The sequence below is a fragment of the Gordonia sp. LUNF6 genome (assembly GCF_047041125.1).
GTDB classification, from domain to species: Bacteria; Actinomycetota; Actinomycetes; order Mycobacteriales; family Mycobacteriaceae; genus Gordonia; species Gordonia sihwensis.
The window spans coordinates 684,944-703,565 of record NZ_CP178181.1; the positions used below are offsets into that span (position 1 = coordinate 684,944).

At 68.7% G+C, this 18,622-nt stretch carries 20 protein-coding genes and 1 pseudogene; 14 read left to right on the forward strand and 7 right to left on the reverse strand.

Annotated elements, in window-relative coordinates:
* The first annotated feature begins 10 nt into the window (after window positions 1-10).
* Together ACK8HH_RS03245 and ACK8HH_RS03250 are read left to right on the forward strand one after the other, a co-directional pair.
* Window positions 11-550, forward strand: a complete 540-nt coding sequence (locus ACK8HH_RS03245) for an OsmC family protein (protein WP_062367406.1) — start codon at window positions 11-13, stop codon at window positions 548-550.
* A 55-nt stretch (window positions 551-605) separates the two neighbouring features.
* On the forward strand, window positions 606-1,466 hold the full coding sequence (locus ACK8HH_RS03250; protein ID WP_039866598.1) for a DMT family transporter: 861 nt from the start codon (window positions 606-608) through the stop codon (window positions 1,464-1,466).
* Window positions 1,467-1,498: 32 nt separating this feature from the next.
* Here ACK8HH_RS03250 and ACK8HH_RS03255 read toward each other — a convergent pair whose 3' ends face one another.
* A complete protein-coding gene (locus tag ACK8HH_RS03255; protein WP_375002711.1) occupies window positions 1,499-1,951 on the reverse strand; it encodes a flavodoxin domain-containing protein in 453 nt (150 codons plus the stop codon).
* A gap of 270 nt (window positions 1,952-2,221) precedes the next feature.
* Between ACK8HH_RS03255 and ACK8HH_RS03260 the strand changes: the two genes are divergently transcribed.
* The 3 genes from ACK8HH_RS03260 to ACK8HH_RS03270 all read left to right on the forward strand — a co-directional run bounded on the left by ACK8HH_RS03260 (window position 2,222) and on the right by ACK8HH_RS03270 (window position 4,191).
* Window positions 2,222-2,611, forward strand: coding sequence for an SHOCT domain-containing protein (locus tag ACK8HH_RS03260; RefSeq protein WP_006894423.1), 390 nt, complete (start codon window positions 2,222-2,224; stop codon window positions 2,609-2,611).
* A gap of 162 nt (window positions 2,612-2,773) precedes the next feature.
* Window positions 2,774-3,649 (forward strand): DUF3558 family protein, encoded by an 876-nt coding sequence (locus ACK8HH_RS03265; RefSeq protein WP_006894424.1) that lies wholly within the window; start codon window positions 2,774-2,776, stop codon window positions 3,647-3,649.
* Window positions 3,646-4,191, forward strand: a complete 546-nt coding sequence (locus ACK8HH_RS03270; protein ID WP_006894425.1) for a DUF3558 domain-containing protein — start codon at window positions 3,646-3,648, stop codon at window positions 4,189-4,191. The genes ACK8HH_RS03265 and ACK8HH_RS03270 overlap by 4 nt, the downstream gene beginning before the upstream one ends.
* 29 nt (window positions 4,192-4,220) lie before the next feature.
* Here the strand turns inward: ACK8HH_RS03270 and ACK8HH_RS03275 are convergent, their stop codons facing one another.
* A complete protein-coding gene (locus ACK8HH_RS03275; RefSeq protein ID WP_062367405.1) occupies window positions 4,221-5,042 on the reverse strand; it encodes an acyl-[acyl-carrier-protein] thioesterase in 822 nt (273 codons plus the stop codon).
* A gap of 130 nt (window positions 5,043-5,172) precedes the next feature.
* Here ACK8HH_RS03275 and ACK8HH_RS03280 point away from each other — a divergent pair, with 130 nt between their 5' ends.
* Genes ACK8HH_RS03280 through ACK8HH_RS03300 form a run of 5 tightly spaced genes read left to right on the forward strand, consistent with a single transcriptional unit; the run spans window position 5,173 to window position 10,793 of the window.
* On the forward strand, window positions 5,173-6,855 hold the full coding sequence (locus tag ACK8HH_RS03280) for an FAD-dependent oxidoreductase (RefSeq protein ID WP_062367427.1): 1,683 nt from the start codon (window positions 5,173-5,175) through the stop codon (window positions 6,853-6,855).
* Window positions 6,855-8,093, forward strand: a complete 1,239-nt coding sequence (locus ACK8HH_RS03285; protein ID WP_062367404.1) for a glycosyltransferase family 4 protein — start codon at window positions 6,855-6,857, stop codon at window positions 8,091-8,093. The genes ACK8HH_RS03280 and ACK8HH_RS03285 overlap by 1 nt, the downstream gene beginning before the upstream one ends.
* A gap of 3 nt (window positions 8,094-8,096) precedes the next feature.
* Complete coding sequence (locus ACK8HH_RS03290; RefSeq protein WP_222111199.1) at window positions 8,097-8,828, forward strand: class I SAM-dependent methyltransferase; 732 nt, start codon at window positions 8,097-8,099, stop codon at window positions 8,826-8,828.
* A 2-nt stretch (window positions 8,829-8,830) separates the two neighbouring features.
* A complete protein-coding gene (locus ACK8HH_RS03295) occupies window positions 8,831-9,886 on the forward strand; it encodes a hypothetical protein (RefSeq protein ID WP_006894430.1) in 1,056 nt (351 codons plus the stop codon).
* Window positions 9,887-9,941: 55 nt separating this feature from the next.
* Complete coding sequence (locus ACK8HH_RS03300) at window positions 9,942-10,793, forward strand: LLM class F420-dependent oxidoreductase (RefSeq protein ID WP_006894431.1); 852 nt, start codon at window positions 9,942-9,944, stop codon at window positions 10,791-10,793.
* 2 nt (window positions 10,794-10,795) lie between these two features.
* Here the strand turns inward: ACK8HH_RS03300 and ACK8HH_RS03305 are convergent, their stop codons facing one another.
* A complete protein-coding gene (locus ACK8HH_RS03305; protein WP_006894432.1) occupies window positions 10,796-11,455 on the reverse strand; it encodes a class I SAM-dependent methyltransferase in 660 nt (219 codons plus the stop codon).
* Window positions 11,456-11,499: 44 nt separating this feature from the next.
* Between ACK8HH_RS03305 and ACK8HH_RS03310 the strand changes: the two genes are divergently transcribed.
* The gene (locus ACK8HH_RS03310; protein WP_197462931.1) at window positions 11,500-12,465 is read left to right on the forward strand and encodes an NADPH:quinone oxidoreductase family protein; all 966 of its coding nucleotides are present in this window, start codon (window positions 11,500-11,502) and stop codon (window positions 12,463-12,465) included.
* Here the strand turns inward: ACK8HH_RS03310 and ACK8HH_RS03315 are convergent.
* Window positions 12,410-13,444 (reverse strand): TIGR03617 family F420-dependent LLM class oxidoreductase, encoded by a 1,035-nt coding sequence (locus ACK8HH_RS03315; RefSeq protein ID WP_278126164.1) that lies wholly within the window; start codon window positions 13,442-13,444, stop codon window positions 12,410-12,412. The two genes, ACK8HH_RS03310 and ACK8HH_RS03315, sit on opposite strands and share 56 nt — an antisense overlap.
* A gap of 43 nt (window positions 13,445-13,487) precedes the next feature.
* Window positions 13,488-14,396, reverse strand: coding sequence for an amidohydrolase family protein (locus ACK8HH_RS03320; protein ID WP_062367426.1), 909 nt, complete (start codon window positions 14,394-14,396; stop codon window positions 13,488-13,490).
* A 95-nt stretch (window positions 14,397-14,491) separates the two neighbouring features.
* Here ACK8HH_RS03320 and ACK8HH_RS03325 point away from each other — a divergent pair, with 95 nt between their 5' ends.
* From ACK8HH_RS03325 to ACK8HH_RS03335, 3 genes and pseudogenes are all read left to right on the forward strand, one after another.
* On the forward strand, window positions 14,492-15,802 hold the full coding sequence (locus ACK8HH_RS03325) for an ion channel protein (RefSeq protein WP_412475532.1): 1,311 nt from the start codon (window positions 14,492-14,494) through the stop codon (window positions 15,800-15,802).
* 106 nt (window positions 15,803-15,908) lie between these two features.
* Window positions 15,909-16,790, forward strand: a pseudogene (locus ACK8HH_RS03330) (SulP family inorganic anion transporter); the annotation flags it as partial.
* An 85-nt stretch (window positions 16,791-16,875) separates the two neighbouring features.
* Window positions 16,876-17,514: a hypothetical protein gene (locus ACK8HH_RS03335; RefSeq protein ID WP_412475742.1), complete on the forward strand. Its 639-nt coding sequence runs from the start codon at window positions 16,876-16,878 to the stop codon at window positions 17,512-17,514.
* A gap of 8 nt (window positions 17,515-17,522) precedes the next feature.
* Here the strand turns inward: ACK8HH_RS03335 and ACK8HH_RS03340 are convergent, their stop codons facing one another.
* A complete protein-coding gene (locus ACK8HH_RS03340) occupies window positions 17,523-18,197 on the reverse strand; it encodes a PaaI family thioesterase (protein WP_412475533.1) in 675 nt (224 codons plus the stop codon).
* A 49-nt stretch (window positions 18,198-18,246) separates the two neighbouring features.
* Window positions 18,247-18,609, reverse strand: coding sequence for a carboxymuconolactone decarboxylase family protein (locus ACK8HH_RS03345; RefSeq protein WP_062367423.1), 363 nt, complete (start codon window positions 18,607-18,609; stop codon window positions 18,247-18,249).
* Window positions 18,610-18,622: the final 13 nt, after the last annotated feature.

The following is an 18,622-nucleotide window of genomic DNA, read 5'->3' on the forward strand; positions in this document are numbered from 1 at the left end:
GGTTCCATCCATGACGACCACACAGCTCATCGACATCCCGGATTCGCGGACCCCGCTCAACTCCATCGCCGCCGCCACGGCCGATGCCGTCGCCGCCAGGGCGAGCAATGCCCAGGTGGTCTTCGGCGCATCCGCGGTGGCGACGGCCGGAGTGTCGAGCGAGGTCTCCCTGCGCTCGTTCAGCGTCCGGGTCGACGAGCCGCCGACCCTCGGCGGAACCGACAGCGCGCCCAACCCGGTCGAGTACTACCTGGCCGCACTGCTGTCGTGCCAGGTGGTGACCTACCGCTTCTGGGCCGAACGGCTCGGGGTGGAGTTCGACGATCTCACTCTGTCGGCCGAAGGTGATCTGGACGTCCGCGGGTTCTTCGGACTCGACGCCGACGTGCGACCGGGATTCACCGCGGTGCGCGTGATCGCCGACATCTCCGGACCTGCGTCGGACGGGGACTACCAGCGGCTCCAGGAGATCGTCGAACGCCACTGCCCGGTGCAGGACCTGACGGTGAACGCCACGCCGGTCACCACCGAACTCCGCATCGCACGCTGAGTCCCACCGGCCGGTAGCCGACTCGGGCGGTGTCGCGGGCACTAATCTGTCAGTGATGCATACCTGGGCACCGATACTGCTCGCGATCACCGCAGCAGTGCTGATCGCCGGCGGAACCGTGCTTCGGCAGCGGGCGTCGGCCGCCAGTGGCGCCATCACCGCCGGCTGGTGGCTCGGAGCCGTGATCGCACTGGCCGGCTTCGGTCTCCAGGCCGCCGCGCTCGGCCTCGGATCGATACTCGTGGTCCAGCCACTGGTGGTGCTGGCGGTCCTGTTCGCGCTGCCCATGGAGGCCTGGATAGACAGACGCCGGTTCGAGCGCGCCGAATGGCTGTGGGGTCTGACGCTCGTGGTGTGCGTGGTCCTGTTCCTGGTGCTCGCGCGCCCGGTATCGACCGATCGGCGACCGAACGTGGTGGTCATGGGCATCACGGTCGGGGCATTGGTGCTGGGGATCATCGGAATCGTGGTCAATGCCGAACGGTGCCGGAGCGCGCATTTTCGAGCGCTGAGCTACGGTCTGGCGTCCGGAGCGTTGTTCGGCGTGTCCGCACTGCTCATCAAGGCTGTCGCCCTGCGCATCGTGGACGACCCGCTGTCCGTGCTCCCGCATGCCGAGCTGTACCTGCTCATCGCGGTCATCGTGCTGGCGATCGTCGCGCAGCAGCGGGGTTTCGGTGCCGGCGATCTGCAGACCTCGTTCCCCGCGATGAACGTGATGGAACCGACCGTCGCCATGATCCTCGGCGTCGCACTGCTCGGCGAGAACATCTACGTCAGCGCGCCGACGGCCGTGTTCCTCTGCGTCGTGGCGCTGGTCGCGGCGACGGCGGTGGTCAAGCTCGCCCAGGACGCGGCGGTCCGAGGCGGACAGCGGAGTGAGACGCGTGAAGAGCGGGTGAACGTCGGACCGTGACGTCCACGCACTGAGTCGGGGTGTGTGCCGGCTCAGTCCTGCTCGATGAGCGCCGGGAGCGACTGCGCCCATTTCTCGGCGGCCTTGGCCGGCTTCACCGCCGAGGACGCGTCGTGGCGGAAATGCTCGCCGACCTGGACCGCGCCCAGCTCGGTGAGCTTGGCAGCCATGATCTCGCCGCCCTTGTTGTAGGTGTCGCCGTAGACGGTGTCGCCCATGCCGAACACCGCGAAACGCAGCCCGGCGAGGTCCGGCTTCTCCTCGTCCAGTTCGTCCGCGAACGGGAGCGCGCTGGAGGGCAGTTCGCCCTCGCCGTAGGTGGAACAGACGACCACCAGGAAGTCGTTCGCGTCGAGATCCTCGACCGCGAACTCCGCCATGTCGTACACCGACGGATCGTGGTCTGCTGCCAATACGTCTGCGATGGCGTCGGCCACGAGCTCGCCGGTGCCGGTCTCGGTGCCGTAGAGGATGACAGCTGACATAGTTGCTTACTCCTGGGTATTGCGGTCTGCGACGACGATTACGGTAGCGTAACCTAATCGCTCAGTCGAATCCCCTACCAGGGACTTTGTTCCCTCATGAGGCCGGGGCGGACCCGTTGCCCCACTGTCGTGACGACCGAGGGGCCCGTGATCGACGCTGCGATGAGGCTCGAGTGGCTGCCGGGACCATAGTCCTTTACGGGTGATGCTGTTGCCCATGAGGTGCCGAGCGTGGATACGATTGACGCCCGTCTAAGAAAGTAGGTCCCCATGGACTGGAGTTCGTTCTGGAACGTGATCTGGTACACGGTGCTGGTCTTCGCCTTCATCGCATACCTGATGGTGCTCTTCATGGTCCTGACCGACCTGTTCCGCGACCACAAGCTGGCCGCCGGATGGAAGGTCGTCTGGATCATCTTCCTCATCGTTCTTCCGTATCTCACAGCGTTCGTCTACCTGATCGCGCGCGGGCGCGGCATGACCGAACGCAGTCAGGCAGCGGCGCTGGCCGCGGAGAAGGCGAACCAGGAGTACATCCGGCACGCGGCGGGCAAGAGCTCGCCGGCCGCCGACATCGCGACCGCGAAGTCGCTGCTCGATGCGGGCACCATCACCGAGGCCGAGTACGAGGCCCTCAAGGCCAAGGCCCTCGCGTCCTGAGCTGATCGCATTCGACCCGATGCCCGGGACCTGCTCGTCAGGTTCCGGGCATCTGCGTCTCTCGGGGCACTGCCCGCGTCTCTCGGGCACTGCGTCTTCCGGGCGGAGTCCGCGGGGCCGATTACTGTGGGGGACGATCGGACTGCCACGGGAAGGGGCGTGATGGCGACGCGCATCGACAGCTGGATCTGGGCGATCCGGCTCACCAAGACGCGGTCGGCCGCGGGTGCCGCGTGCCGCGCCGGACACGTCCAGCTCAACGGTGCGACCGCCAAACCCGCGGCGCCGGTGTCGATCGGCGACCGGGTCACCGTGCGGCTGAACGGTCGCGAGCGGATCGTCGAGGTGACGCGGCTGATCAGCAAACGGGTCTCCGCACCGGCCGCGGCCGAGTGCTACATCGACCACAGTCCGCCTCCGCCGCCGCGGGAGGTTCTTGCCAGCCTCCCGCGGCGCGATCGGGGTTCGGGACGGCCGACGAAGCGCGAACGCAGGCAACTCGACCGTTTCCGCTCGGAGATCATGCTGGTGACGCTCGCCGCGCTCGCGGCGCTGCTGCTCGCCGGGTGCTCGGGCGGCGGTTCCGACTCGGCGGATGTCTCCGAGACGCCGAAGGCGGGAACGGGTCCGCAGTTCGCGCGATGCGGTGGGCTGACGACCGACGACGTGGTCCGGATGTCGGGCATGGCGGGTCTGCGGCTGGCGATCGACAATCCCTCGACGTGTGAATGGCGCGCCGACGCGCAGCGCAACGGTTCGGTCTCGTTCAACTGGTACCGCGGCTCGCCGATCGGACGCGAGCGAGGGACCGAACAGCTCAGCCGCGACACGACGCAGGACTACGAGATCGACGGCAATCCCGGCTTCCTCGCCCATACCGCGGGAATCTGCGAGATCGGCGTCGCGTGGGACGCCGATTTCATCGAGATCTCGCTGGCGTCGCCGATCAGTCCGGGCGCCGGTCCCACCATCGCCGAGGACCAGCTGTGCGGCGCCGCGAAGAGCATCACCGAGAAGGTCGTGAAGGGGGCGGCATGACGTCGATCCGGAGGCGGGCGACCGCGGCGGTGCTGGGCCTGGCAGCGGTCGCGGCGTCGGCGGCGTGCACGGTGGACGGACAGCCCGTCCGCGAGGGAGGAGCGGTCGGTTCCGACACCGGCCACGTCGACACCAGCCGTTTCGACAAACTGCTCGCCGAGTGCGAGGTACTGCCCGCGGCGACGATCGCGAAGGCGGTGGGCGGAACCACCGCCGAATCGAACTTCTTCGGAGCGAACTGCCGTTGGTCGGTGCTGCCGCAGCAGATCGACGTGACCTTCAACTGGTTCGAGTGGGGCGATTACAACCTGGAGAAGGAGACCGCGCAGCATCTCGGCTTCACCACCGAGAACATCTCGGTGCAGAGTCAAGCGGCCTTCACCCAGCGCGACCCCGCGAGGCCGGCTGTCTGCGGAGTGACCGCGAAGTCGCCCGCGGGCGGGATCTTCACGTGGTGGGTGGAACCGGAGGGGCAGCAGGCCGGTGACGCCTGTGCCGCGCCGGTCAAACTGATGGAGTTGATCCTGACCGGCGCCAACTAGTCCGCGCGGGATTCACGGCGCGGAATGATTCACGGCGCGGGAATCGACGCCACCGAGACCGACGCCGCCACCTGCGGTTCGCCGGCGTCGTCCGGGATGACGAACCAGATCAGCAGGGTGCCGTCGAGCCGCTGCCTGCGGATGGTGACGCGCGTGCCGGGGGTGATCGGACGCAGGTACTCGATGATCGCCCGGTGCGGTCCGTCGATCAGGTCGGCGTGATGGACCAGCTCGTCCTCGACCGCTTCGAAATAGGCGGCGTTGTTGAGGTGCTTGAACGGGTCGAAGTCGGTGATCCGCAGGACGTGTTCCCGGTCGGGCAGTTCCAGTGCTTCGGCCGCCGGCGGGGTGGCGGGATTCATCGCCCTCCAGCGCAACCGGTGCTCGTCCGTCATCGCGGTGAGCGTCTCCATCGCGAGATCGCTGATGCGTGCGGGCGTTCCCGACGCGGTCATGTTGATCCAGAAGGCCTCGGTCTCCACGAGGCCGTTGGGCCGAGGCTCGGGATTGAACCGGTTGGTGCCGCCGTCGGCGGTGATCCGGACGCGCATGTTGGTCCACCGCGTCGACAGTGCGCCGCACCACCGTTCCATCCTCAGCTCCGACGGCCAGGTGATCGGTTCGAGGACGTCGATCACGGTCCGGCGGATGATCCAGAAGGGGTCGGTGTCGGCGAACGGAAGGACGGCGATGTTGTCGTTCGCGACGTCCTGCAGATATCGAGCGATCCCGTCGAGCCGAACTCTCATGTCCTGGTCGATGTCGCCGGTCCGGACGCGGTATCCGGCCGAGTAGAAGTCGGCTCCCGGCTTGCGGTCCTCCAGGGGCCGGTAGGCCTGCGGTGCGGTCATTCGGGTGGGGACTCCTCTGCTTCGTCCGGAGACGGGGATACGCTTCGGGCATGGCGGGGTGTGACCTCGAATACGGTACTCTCGGAGAAACTAGAACACGTTCACCCTTGAGCTCGAAGGGATGTCCCAGATGACGCACGTAATCACGCGATCCTGCTGTAACGACGGATCTTGCGTTGCCGTCTGCCCGGTCAATTGCATTCATCCGACACCGGACGAACCGGACTTCCTCACCGCCGAGATGCTCTACATCGACCCGGAGACGTGCATCGACTGCGGCGCCTGCATCGACGAGTGTCCGGTGAGCGCGATCTATCCGGACGATCAGCTCCCCGAGAGGGAAGAGCCCTTCCTCCAGATCAACGCCGACTACTACAAGGACCACGACGTCGAAGGCGGACTCGTGCGGCATCCCAAGCCGCCGCAGCTGCCCGACACCGAACTCCGTGTCGCCATCGTCGGAGCCGGGCCCGCCGCCTTCTACGCCGCCCAGGAGTTGGTCAAGAAGGCCCAGGTGCGCGTCGACATGTTCGACCGTCTGCCCACCCCGTACGGGCTGGTCCGGGCCGGAGTCGCCCCCGACCACGCGCAGACGAAGGGGGTCGAGGAGACCTTCGCCGCGGTGGAGCGGAAGCGGAACTTCACCTACCACCTGGGCGTGGAGGTGGGCGAGCACATCACCCACGACGAACTGCGCGAACGCTACGGTGCCGTCCTCTACGCCGTCGGCGCCGCACACGACCGCCGCCTCGACATCCCCGGTGAGGATCTGGCGGGCTCGATCGCCGCGACCGACTTCGTGGCCTGGTACAACGGCCACCCCGACCACGCACAGCGGGAGTTCGACCTCAGTGCCGAGCGCGCGGTGGTGATCGGCAACGGAAACGTGGCGCTCGACGTGGCGCGCATCCTGGTCACCGATCCCGACGAGCTCGCACGGACGGACATCGCCGACCACGCACTCGACGTCCTCCGCGCGTCCAAGGTGCGCGAAGTGGTGGTCGTGGGACGGCGCGGTATCGAGCACGGCGCCTTCACCAACGGGGAGTTCGTGTCGCTGGCCGACCTCGAAGGCGTCGACGTGGTGATCGACGAATCGGAGTTGACGCTGTCCGAAGAGACGGCGGCCGCGCTGGCCGACGACTCGCTGGACTCGGTGATCGCGACCAAGATCCGCCTGGCCCGGGAGTTCGCCGCGATGCCGCGGACCGAGGGGAATCGACGGATCGTATTCCGCTTCCTGACCTCTCCGGTGGAGATCACCGGTGACGGTGCGGCCGCCTCGGTGAAGCTGGTGCGCAACCGCTACATCGGCGACGGCGGGATCGAGCGCACCGACGAGATCTCCGAGCTCGACGCCGGGCTGATCGTCCGGTCGATCGGATACCGGAGCCGGCCGATCAAGGGCCTGCCCTTCGACGAGGGCCGGTCGGTGGTCCCGAACGCCGGCAGCCGCGTCCTCGACGGGTCGGCCGGGGATCCGATTCCGGGCGTCTTCGTCGCCGGCTGGGTCAAGCGCGGACCCACCGGGGGCATCGGCCGGAACCGGCTGTGCGGCGAGGAGGCCGCGGCGGCGATCCTGGCCGACTTCGCCGCCGGCGCGCTGACGGATCCCGCGGTCGACAACTCCGACGTCGCCGACCTGGTGGCCTCTCGCGGCGCACATCGCGTGGATCTGGCGGGCTGGAAACGCATCGACGCGGCCGAACGCGAGGCCGGGTCGGAGTCCGGCCGCCGACGGGTCAAGTTCGTCTCCGTGGAGGAGATGACCGGCGTGGCCGGTCAGGCCGATCCCGTCGGACAGGCCTTCTAGTGCGGATCGCGCTGCTGTCGTACCGCAGCAAACCGCACTGCGGGGGCCAAGGCGTGTACGTCCGCCATCTCTCGCGGGAACTGGTCGCACTCGGCCACGACGTGGAGGTCTTCTCCGGTCAGCCGTATCCCGAGCTCGACGCCGGCGTCCGGCTCACCAAGGTGCCGAGCCTGGACCTGTACGGCGAACCCGAACCGTTCCGGACTCCGCGGCTCGGCGAGTATCGCGACTGGATCGACGTGCTCGAGGTGGCGGCCATGTGGACCGCGGCGTTCGGTGAACCGCTGACGTTCAGTCTGCGGATGGCGCGGCTGCTGCGCGGCCGGCGAGCCGACTTCGACGTGGTGCACGACAACCAATGCCTGGGCTACGGGCTGCTCGACATCAAGCGTCAGGGTTTCCCGCTGGTGGCGACGATCCATCACCCGATCACCCGCGACCGTTCGCTGGCGGTGAAGGCCGCCGTGGGACTGAAGAAGATCAGCGCGTGGCGGTGGCATTCGTTCCTGGCGATGCAGGGCCGCGTGGCGCGGCGGATTCCGTCGCTGCTGACCGTCTCGAACAGCAGCGAACAGGACATCCGCGATGCGTTTCACGTGGAGCCGGGCGCACTGGCGACCATCCCGCTGGGCGTCGACGTCGATCTGTACGCGCCCCGCGGCGAGCGGGTCCCCGGGCGGATCGTGTGCGTCGCGAGCGCCGACGCACCGCTCAAGGGGGTCTCGTACCTGCTGGAGGCGGTCGCCAAGGTGGCCGTCGAACGGGACGTGCACCTCACGCTGGTGTCGAAGCTGGATCCGGATGGCCCCTCGGCGCGGCTGATCGACGAACTGTCCATCGGCGAGCGGGTGTCGGTGGTCTCCGGACTCGACGACGCCGAGCTGGCCGACCTGTTGGCGAGCGCGGAGATCGCCTGTGTGCCCTCGCTGTACGAGGGCTTCTCGTTGCCCGCGGTGGAGGCCATGAGTTGTGGCACACCGCTGGTGGCGACTCGTGCGGGCGCGATCCCGGAGGTGGTCGGCGAGGACGAGTCGGCCGCCCTCCTGGTTCCTCCCGGCGATGCCGGCGCTCTCGCGCAGGCGCTGCTCCGGCTGCTCGAGGATCCGGAACTGGCGGCGCGCACGGGCGCGGGCGGTCGCGCCCGTGCCACCTCGAGGTACAGCTGGTCGGCAGTCGCCAAAGCGACAGCGGATCGATATCGGGCGGCCGTCGACGCCGCCGCGGGCGAAGGGAACTGACACGTGCTCACTGTGGATTTCGACCGTCTCGCCGTCGGACCGGGAGTCAAGGCCATCGACATCGGCGCCGGTCAGGGCCGTCACTCGTATGAGATGCTGCGCCGCGGTGCGGAGGTCATCGCCTTCGACCAGAACGAGAAGGACATGGCCGACGTCGCGGAGATGTTCGGCGCGCTGGCCGCGGCGGGGGAGGTTCCCGAATCGGGTGTCGCGCGCACCGAGGTCGGCGACGCGCTCGCGCTGCCCTACGACGACGAGTCCTTCGACGTCGTGCTGATGTCGGAGATCCTGGAGCACATCCCCGACGACGAGGCGGCCATCGCCGAAATGGTCCGCATCCTCAAACCCGGCGGGTCGGCCGCGGTCACCGTTCCCCGCTACTGGCCGGAGAGGGTGTGCTGGGCGCTCTCGGACGAGTACCACGAGGTGGAGGGCGGCCACGTCCGTATCTACCGCGAGTCGGAGCTGGCCGACAAGCTCGCGGCCGCGGGCCTGGAGATCACCGGATCGGGACACGCGCATGCCCTGCACGCGCCGTATTGGTGGCTCAAGTGCGCGGTCGGCGTCGACAACGACCGCAACCCGCTGGTCCGCGGCTATCACAAGATGCTGGTGTGGGACATGATGAGTAAGCCGTGGGTCACCCGTGCGGGCGAGCAACTCTTGAATCCGCTCGTCGGGAAGTCGGTGGCGATCTACTTGCGCAAGCCGGCCGGACTAGCCGAATCCGCGTAACGATGGCCGTCCCCTCCGTGTCCGGCGTCCTGACGCCCGCGCAAGTGCGCGCGACCGGAGCCGCGATCGTCGGAATGCAGGAGCCCGACGGTGCGCTTCCGTGGTTCCCGGGCGGCAAGACCGACCCGTGGGATCACGTCGAGTCGGCGATGGCCTTGTCGGCGAGCGGCTACCTCGACGCTGCTCGTGCGGCGTACGAATGGTCGGCGCACACCCAGCGCGACGACGGTTCCTGGCCGATGGAGCTGCGGGCCGGGCGGGTCGTCGACCCCGGCGTCGACAGCAACTTCTGTGCCTACATCGCGGTCGGAGTGTGGCATCACTATCTGATCACCGGTGACGAGGCCTTCCTGTGGAGCATGTGGCCCACGGTGCGTGCCGCTCTGGACCGGGTGTTGATGTTCCAGCGCGGCGACGGGGCGTTCCGATGGGCGGCCGACTACCGGACCGGAGCCATGTTCGACGACGCCCTCCGGACCGGTAATTCGAGCATCTACTCGGCGCTGTGCTGCGGTATCCGCATCGCGGGCGAGGTGGGAGCCGACGCCGGCACGTGGGAGCGTGCGCGCGGTGACCTCGCGGTGGCGTTCACCCGGCCCGACGAGGTCTTCGTCCCGGCCGGCGAGCATTCGATGGACTGGTATTACCCGGTTCTCGGCGGGCCCCTGCGCGGCGATGCCGGCCGCGCGCAGATCGATGCGGAGTGGGAGAGGTTCGTGGTTCCCGGACTGGGAGCGCGGTGCGTGGACCATCGCCCGTGGGTCACCGGCGCCGAGACCAGCGAGCTCGCGCTGGCGCTGGAGGCGCTCGGCGACGTGGATCGCGCGGCGGCGATGGTGGAGTCGATTCAGCACCTGCGTGATCCCGACGGTTCGTACTGGACCGGGCTGGTCTTCGCGGACGGTAAGCGCTGGCCGGTGGAGCGCAGTTGCTGGACGTCGGCCGCGGTGATCCTCGCGGCGGACGCGATCAGCCGTGCGACACCCGCCGGCGGCATCTTCGCCGAACTCGACGACGACCGTCTCGCAGCCGATGAACCGGTAGCGCAAGGGCGATGATTGGACTAGTGTCCAGTCTAGCGTCCAGTGAGGGCGTCTGAGTTCGGAGGGCCAAGTGGATTACGGAATCGTGCAGTTCACCAGCGACCGCGGTCTGCGACCGCACGAGTTGGCGCCGCTGATCGAGCAGGCGGGCTTCGCCGCGTACTACGTGCCCGAGCACAGTCACATCCCGACCAGGCGCGAGGCGGCCCACCCGCGGACCGGCGACGCGAGCCTCCCCGACGAGAGGTACACCCGGACGCTGGACCCATGGACGTCGTTGGCGGCCGCGGCGGCGGTCACCTCGCGCATCGAACTGTCGACGGCGGTGGCGCTGCCCGTGCAGTCGGACCCGCTGACCCTCGCGAAGACGATCGCGACCCTCGATCACCTGTCGGGCGGACGCGTGCGCCTCGGCGTGGGATTCGGCTGGAACCTGGACGAGTTGTCGGACCACCACGTCCCGGCGGGCCGCCGGCGCACGATGCTGCGCGAATACCTCGAGGCGATGCGCGCCCTGTGGACGCAGGACGAGGCCGAGTACCACGGTGAGTTCGTCGATTTCGGTCCCAGTTGGGCGTGGCCGAAACCGTCCCGGACCATCGGGGTGTCGGTGGGCGCGGCGGGCACCGAGAAGAACTTCACGTGGATCGCGCGCAATGCGGACGGTTGGATCACGACACCGGGCGAGACCGACATCGACGAGTCGGTGGCCCTGCTCAAGACGATCTGGGCCGACGCGGGACGCGACGGCGCACCGCAGATCGTCGCGCTCGACATGCGGCCGGACGCCGAGCGTCTGGCGCGGTGGGACCGGATCGGAGTCACCCGCGTCCTCTACGGGCTGCCGGACGAGAACGCCGACACCGCGCGCTCGTATCTGGAGAAGCTGGCGGGCAAGCTCGGACTCGGAGTCGCCGCGTAGGCTCAGCGGATCCGCCGCAGGACGCGCAGTGAACCGTGCGCGGACTGCTCGGTGAACCGGCCGGAGTCGAGGGCCTGACGGTAGATCTCGTACGGCGGCCGCCCGCCGTCGTTCGGGTCGGGGAAGACGTCGTGGATGAGGAGTGCGCCGCCGGCGCGGACCCACCCGGACCACCCGTCGTAGTCGTTCTGCGCGGCTTCCATCGAATGGCCGCCGTCGATGAACACGAAATCCACCTCGCGTCCCCAGACCCGCGCGGCGGCGGTCGAGGGCGCGAGCAACCCGAGCACAGTCGATTCCAGCCCGGCGTCGTACATCGTCCGCCGGAAGCGGGCGGCCGTGTCGAGCAGTCCGCTGTGACTGTCGACGAGTTCGGTGTCGTGGTACTCCCAGCCCGGCTGATGCTCCTCCGAACCGCGGTGGTGGTCGACGGTGACCACCAGGGCGCCGTGTGCTTCGGCGGCGGCGCCGAGGAACACCGTCGATTTTCCGCAGTAGGTGCCGATCTCGACGCCGATGCCGACCGAGTCGGGCTGCGAGAGATACGACGTCGCCGCCTCGTGCAGTGCGAGGGCCTCATCGAGCGGCATGAAGCCGGGCGCTTCGTCGGCTACGCGCAGACGCTCGTCGGACAGTCCGTTGGTGGGGGAGGTCAATGCCATCGTTCAATCGTATAGACAGGTGTCCGACGGTTACCGTGGAAGTCATGAAAGCACAGGTGATCGTCAATGAAGTGGGCCCGGAAGGCCTGGAACTGCAAGAGATTCCGGCTCCCGAGCCGCAAGCGGGTCAGTACCTGGTGGATGTGCGGTCGTGCGGAGTGTGCTTCCCCGACCTGCTGATGAGCCGCGGCGAGTATCAGCTGCGGCCGCCGCTGCCCTTCGTTCCCGGCACCGAGGTTGCCGGCGTCGTCGCCGCGGCTCCGGAGGGCGGTCGGTTCGCGGTCGGCGACCGCGTGGTCGTCGCATCGATGCTCGGCGGATTCGGTGAGCAGATCGCCGTGGCCGAACAGCAGTTGTTCCCCCTGCCCGACGAACTGAGCTTCGACGAGGGCGCCGCGCTCGGCATCAACTTCCAGACCGCGCTGTTCGCCTTGAAGATGCGGGCGAATCTGCGGACCGGCGAGACCGTCGGGGTGCTCGGTTCCGCGGGCGGCATCGGTGTGGCCTCGATCATCGTCGCCAAGGCACTCGGCGCCCGGGTCGTCGCGGTGGTGCACCGGACCGGCAACGAGGAGATGCTCCGGGCGCTGGGCGCCGACGAGGTCATCGCACTGACCGAGGGGTGGAAGGACCGGGTCCTCGAGCGCACCGGGGGAGGCGTGGACGTGCTGATCGATCCCGTCGGCGGTGAGGTCTTCGACGAGGCGCTCCGCACCGTCGCGCCCGACGGCCGTTTCGTGGTGATCGGCTTCGCCGCCGGCGGCATCCCGACGGTGAAGCTCAACCGCGTGCTCTTCCGGAACATCTCCGTCGTCGGCGCGGCCTGGGGCGAATACATCCGGACGCACCCCGAGGTGCCCGGGCTGCTGCACGAGGACATCGTCCGGTTGGTCGGGGAGGGGATGCGACCGCCGGTGAACCACGTCTACGAACTCGCCGAACTGCCGCGGGCGCTCACCGATCTGGCCGAGGGTCGCGTGCGGGGCAAGGCGGTGGTGCGGATCTCGTGACCGCGGCCTCCCGGACCGCGGCGGCGAGGTCCGCGAGCAGTGCCGGATCGGCGCGGTAGGGCGTGTTGAAGCCCAGCCGGTCCACCCACGGTCCGTACCGATCCACCAACTCGGCAGCGCCCGAGCCGATGTCGTCGACGGTGACCGCGACGGCGTCGACCAGCGCGTCGTCGACCATCTGAGCCATCGCCGTCCAGTCGCCTGCGCGTGAGAGCTCGTGCAGCCTGGGGCCGAGCTCGGCGCGGCCGACGGCTTCGAGCACCGGATGGTAGGCGGGCGTGGAGCCGTAGAACGCGACCTGCGTCCGCACGGCTTCGCGCGCCGCCGCGCGGTCGGCTGCGTCGCGCCCGGTGATCACCATCGCCGAGTGGTGGACCTCCGGGACCCGGCGCCGCGCCGACGCCGCGCCTGCGGCCAACGCGGGCAGGGTGGTCTCACGCAGGAACGCGGGCGGGCACAGCGGATGCGAGAGGAATCCGTCGGCCGTCTCGCCCGCGACCGCCGTCATCCTCGGCCCCACGCCCGCAAGCCAGATCGGCGGCGGACCGAAGCCCTCCACCTCTCGCGCGTCGGGCCGGAACAGCGGCGGCATCAGCGTGTGCTGGTAGAACTCGCCGCGGTGGTCGAGGCGGCCGCCCGTCTCCCAGCTGTCCCAGATCGCGCGGATCGCAGTGACCATGTCGCGGATCCGGTCGGCGGGGCGGCTCCACGGCATCCCATATCGCCGGGTGATGTGCGGCTTGATCTGAGTGCCGAGGCCGAGCACGAACCGCCCGCGTGAATAGGCCTGCAGGTCCCATGCGGTGGTCGCCAGCAGCATCGGGTTTCGGGCGAACGCGATCGCCACCGAGGTCCCGAGCCGTACCCGCTCGGTGCGTTCCGCGGCGAGCAGCAGCGGCAGGAACGGATCGTGGGCGCCTTCGAAGGTCCACACTCCGTCGTATCCGGCCGATTCGGCGGCGGCCGATGCCGCGCCCATCTGCTCCAATCGACAGACGATCGTCGTGTCGACATACACGGTGTCAGCCGATTCCGAAGAGCGCGGCGGCGTTGTCGTGGAACACGCCGCGCAGCCAGCGGTCGCCGAGGTCGAGCCGGGCGCAGGCGGCGAGCGCCTCGGTGTAGCTGTACGGAATGTTGGGGAAATCGCTGCCGAAGAGGATCTTCTCGCCGACGTCCCGGAGCCGGCCGAAGAGCTCGCGGGGGTACGGCGCCGACTCCTCCGAGAACGCGGTGAACGACATCGTCGTGTCGAGCCGGACGTTCTCGTACCGTTCGGCGAGTGCGAGGAAGGGCTCGTACTCGGGGGTGCCCATGTGCGCGACGATGAGCGGCAGGCTCGGGAACCGCCGCAGCAGTTCGTCGATCGGTTCCGGGCCGGTGAACTCGCCCGGTGCCGGACCCGAACCGCAGTGGATCACCACGGGGATCTGCGCGTCGTCGATCCGTTCCCACACGCCGTCGAGCAGCGGATCGATCGGCGAGTACGCGCCGACCTGGATGTGCGACTTGAAGATCCTCGCTCCGGCGTCGATCGCCTCGGAGACGTACGCCGCGGCCCCCTCCTCCGGGTAGAAGGTCGCCGTCTGCAGGCAGTCCGGGTGCGCCGACGCGAACTCCGCCGCCCAACTGTTGAGCCATCGGGCCATATCGGGTTTGTGGGGATAGATCATCGACGAGTACGCGCGCACACCGAACGCGCGCAGCGTCTCGACGCGGCGGTCCTCGTCGGCCCGGTAGGCGATCGGCCACTGCCTGCCGAGCATCGGGCCGGCGGAGTCGAAGTACGCCCAGACCTTGTCCATCACCCGGCGCGGCATGAAATGGGTGTGCACGTCGATGAGACCCGGAATGCCCAGCTCTCGCCAGATGCGCTGAACGGCTTCGGACTCCTCGGCGGAGAAGGGCTCCATGCGATGATCGTCACACATGGCCTCGACGCTACCGAACGGCCGATCGGTGGCCGGCGGACCGGTGGGAACGATCGAGCCGGGTGGTTCGCGCGACGGGCGACGAAAGGACTGCGATGGATGAAACCGGGTCCTCCGCCGCTGCAACGCCGACGGTCCGGTCGCCGGTCGCGCAGATGATCGCGCTGACCCCCGTCGGGATCGCGGTCGGCGCGCTGTGCGCGCTCGGGCTGTGGGGCGTCTCGGCGCTCGCAGAACTGGTTCAGAAACTGGTCTGGGACGATCTCAGTGCCGCGCTCGGCGTGTCCGGCGACAACGGCTGGTTCATCTTCGGGACGCTCACCGCTGTCGGTCTGCTCGCCGGACTCGTGATCCGGTACCTGCCGGGCCATGCCGGCCCCGATCCGGCGACGGAGGGAATCGTCTCCACTCCTCTCGAAATACGCGTGCTCCCCGGCCTCGTGCTCGCCACCGTTCTGACCCTGTCCGGCGGGGTGAGCCTGGGGCCGGAGAACCCGATCATGGCGATCAACGCCGCGATCATCGTCGGGCTGGGTGTCCGGATCGTGCCGAAGCTGGGGCAGAAGGAGTGGATGGGGCTGTCGACCTCGGCCACGATCGGCGCGATGTTCGGGACACCGGTCGCCGCGGCGCTGATGCTGTCCGAACTCAACAGCGGCGATCCCCGCGTCCCGCTGTGGCACCGGCTGTACGTGCCGCTCGTCGCCGCGGCGACCGGTTCGTTCGTGATGCTGCACTTCACCGATCTCGGGCTGTCGATGGGTCTGCCGGACGAGACGATCGGCGGTGTGGTCCACGTGCTCCTCGCCATCGGTGTCGCGGCGGCCGCGGCAACCGTTGGCGTGGTCGGTGCCGCGCTCTTCGACCCCCTGCACCGACTGCTGAACACCCGGTTGCCCGGTCCCGTGGTGCGGCTGACCGTGGCCGGGGCGGTCCTCGGCGGCCTCGGTGCGCTCGGCGGCACCATCACCCTGTTCAAAGGCCTCGAGCAGATGAACGAGCTGCCGGGCGAGGTGGCGACCACCACCGCCATGGGATTCTTCGTGTTCGCGGCGGTGAAGCTGTGCGCGCTGCTGGTCGCCGGGGCGTCAGGTTTCCGGGGCGGCCGGATCTTCCCCGCGGTGTTCATCGGAGCGGCCTTCGGATTCGGCGTTCACACACTCTGGACCTCGATACCGCTGACCCTGTGCGTGAGCGCGTCGGTGGTCGGGATCTCGGTGGCCGCTGCGCGCAACGGCTGGCTGAGTCTGTTCCTCGGGTTGGCGATCGTGCCGCAGATGGATCTCATGGTTCCACTGCTCTTCTCCACGCTCGCGGCGTGGCTGGTGGTGGCTAACGCACCGGAATTGAGTGCTCGGCCGGTCGAGATCCGACGAGGTTCGCAGGATACGGAGAGGAACGTCTGAGGTGGCCGTGTCAGCGATCATGCGCCGGATCCGAAACATCTCGCGGCCGAGACCAGCGGATGCCGTATCCGGTCTGGTGACCGCGTTGTTCTCCATCCCGGAGGGGATGGCGTACGCGTCGATCGGTGGATTCAATCCGGTCAGCGGTCTGTATTCGGGGATGCTCTCGACACTCGTGGGGTCGATGTTCGCCCGGACCGCGTTGATGGTCACCACCCTGACCAGCGCTATCGCACTGTCGTCGCAGAGTGTGCTGTCCTCGGCCGGCCTCGACCCGCACGACGTCGGGAACATCGCGATGCTGACGGTGGCGGTCGGTGCCGTGATGCTGGTGATGGGTCTGCTGCGCGTCGGCGCGATCATGGACTTCGTCTCGAGCGCCGTGATGACCGGATTCACGGTCGGCATCGCCGTACAGATCGTGGCGGGGGTGCTCGGCGACGTCACCGGCTACGACCCGGAACGGCACAACACCGTCGTGAAGTTCGTCGAGGTGCTCGGACACGTGCCCCAATGGTCGGGGGCGTCGGTGGCGGTGGCGCTCGGCACCGTCGCGGTGTGGGGAGTTCTGCAGTTCGTCAGACCGGTCAAGTCGTACGCCACGCTGATCGCACTCGTCGCGGTCACCGCGGTGGCCGCGGTGACCGGTGCCGACACGGAGACCGTCGGTGATATCGCGAAGGTGCCGAACAGTCTGCCGCCGTTCACGTTTCCGGATCTGAGTGCATTCCCGAACCTCGTTCTCGGAGCGTTCGCCATCGCCCTGGTCGGTCTCGCTCAGGCAGCGGGCATCTCGGCGGCGGTGCCGAACCCGGACGGATCGAAGGCGAGTGCGTCCGGGGACTTCTCGGCGCAGGGTGCGGCCAACATCGTCGGCGGCTTCTTCGGATCGTTGCCGACAGGCGGATCCCTGTCCCGCACAGGTGTCGCGGTCTCCGCGGGCGCGACGAGCCGCTGGGCGGGCGTCTTCGCCGGTGCGTGGCTGGTGGTTCTCGTGCTGATCGCCGGCGCCGCCGCGCAGATCATCCCGATGCCTGTCATCGGGGGGACTGCTGTTCGTCATCGGGTTCGAGTTGATTCAGGGTCGATGGGCCGACGTCACTCTGGTTCTGCGCACGGCGCCGCTGAGCGCCGTCGCGATGGTGGCGACCTTCCTCGCGACGACCCAGATCCCCCTGCAGTACGCGATCCTCGTCGGTGCCGGAATCTCGCTGGTGCTCTACTGCGTCCAGGCGGCACGCAGCGCCCGGCTGCTGGCGCTGGTCCGAGACGACGAGGGCTGGCGTCTGGAAGAACCGCCGAAGACGCTGCCCGCCAACGGGATCACCGTGCTGTACTACGCCGGCGTCGCGCTGTTCGCAGAAGTGCCCCGCATCTCAGAGACGTGGCCGGCGCCGCCCTCCGCACCGGGCCGGTTCGTGGTGATTCTGAACGTACGCGTCCTGCCCGACGTGCCGTCGGCGACACTGCAGAAGCTGCTGCGCGCGAAGGCCGAGGCATTGCGGAAGTCGGGCGGGCGTCTCATGCTCGCAGGCGTCAGTCCCGCGATGATCGACGCGGTGACGCGAGCGGGCCTGGTCCGAGCGCTGGGCGAGGAGAATGTCGTGCCCGCGTCCCGGCATGTCTTCGGTGGTCTCGACACCGCCTACGCCGAAGCCCAGCGCTGGCTCGCGGAGACCGACGGGAACGGTCCGGACACAGGTACGTCCTGACCTCGTCGTCAGGCGTCGTGATCTGCGGCGGTCGCTGCACGCAACTTCGCGATCTGATCCCGGGACGGGAGATTCCTCGGTGAGACCATGATTCCCTCCGCCGTCACCGTCGGGCCGTCCGCGTCGCAGAGTTCGGCCCGCACGAAGACCTTCCGTCCCTCCGATCCGGTGGTGCGGGCGCGCAGATCGACGTCGCCGAGAGGTGTCGGGCGCAGGTACTTCACGGTGAGCGTGCCGGTGAAGCAGGGGGTTCCGTTGCCGACGCTGGCCGCTTCGCCGAGCATCTGATCGAGCAGCATGGCCGAGATCCCGCCGTGGACCAGGCCGGCCGGGCCCTCGTACGCGGCGCCGAGCCGTACCCGAGCGGTGGCCGTCCCGTCGTCGTGGTGGTCGACCCGCAGCGGGGGAGCGATGGCGTTGCGCACACCCACGGCCGCGTTGCCCCACGGCATGCCGGTGAAGTCGCGGGTGAACGGCACTCCGTAGCTGCCCGGCTTCTGCGCTGCGCGCAGTGAGGCGGTGACCGCGTCGATCCGCCGGCGCGCGTCGTCCAGATCGTCGTCGGGCACCTCGGTGCGGATCACCGCGTCGATCAGCGCGCGGACCGACTCGGTCAGCGGTTCCACCACGGCGAGCTGCGCAGCGACCTCGTCGGCGCTGAGGTCTACCAATCGAAAGTCCATGCCGGTCAGCCTATGGTCGTGCGCGGTCTCGACGGGCGCGGGTTCGGGCTCAGTGCTCGGACTTCCGGTGCTTGCCGGCGACCTCGCCGAACATCATCGTCATCTTGGTGCCCAGCGGCCAGCCGACGTAGTAGCAGAGGAACAGTCCGATCTCGTTCAGCTCCTCCGGCGTGAGTTCGCCGTTGCCGAGCGCCGCCGCCGCCTGGATCTCGGCGACGTCCACCTGACCGTTGGCGGCCAGCGCGCCGAGGAGTACCAGCCTGCGGTCGCGGTGGGTGAGGCCCTCGCGGCTCCACACCTCGCCGAAGACCTGATCGGCGGTGTGCGCGAAGAAGTCGCCCGGACCGTCGGACATCTCCCAGCCGTACACCTCCGACATCGTCGCCAGGCCCTTGCGGCGTCGCTCGGTCATCGGGGGCAGATCG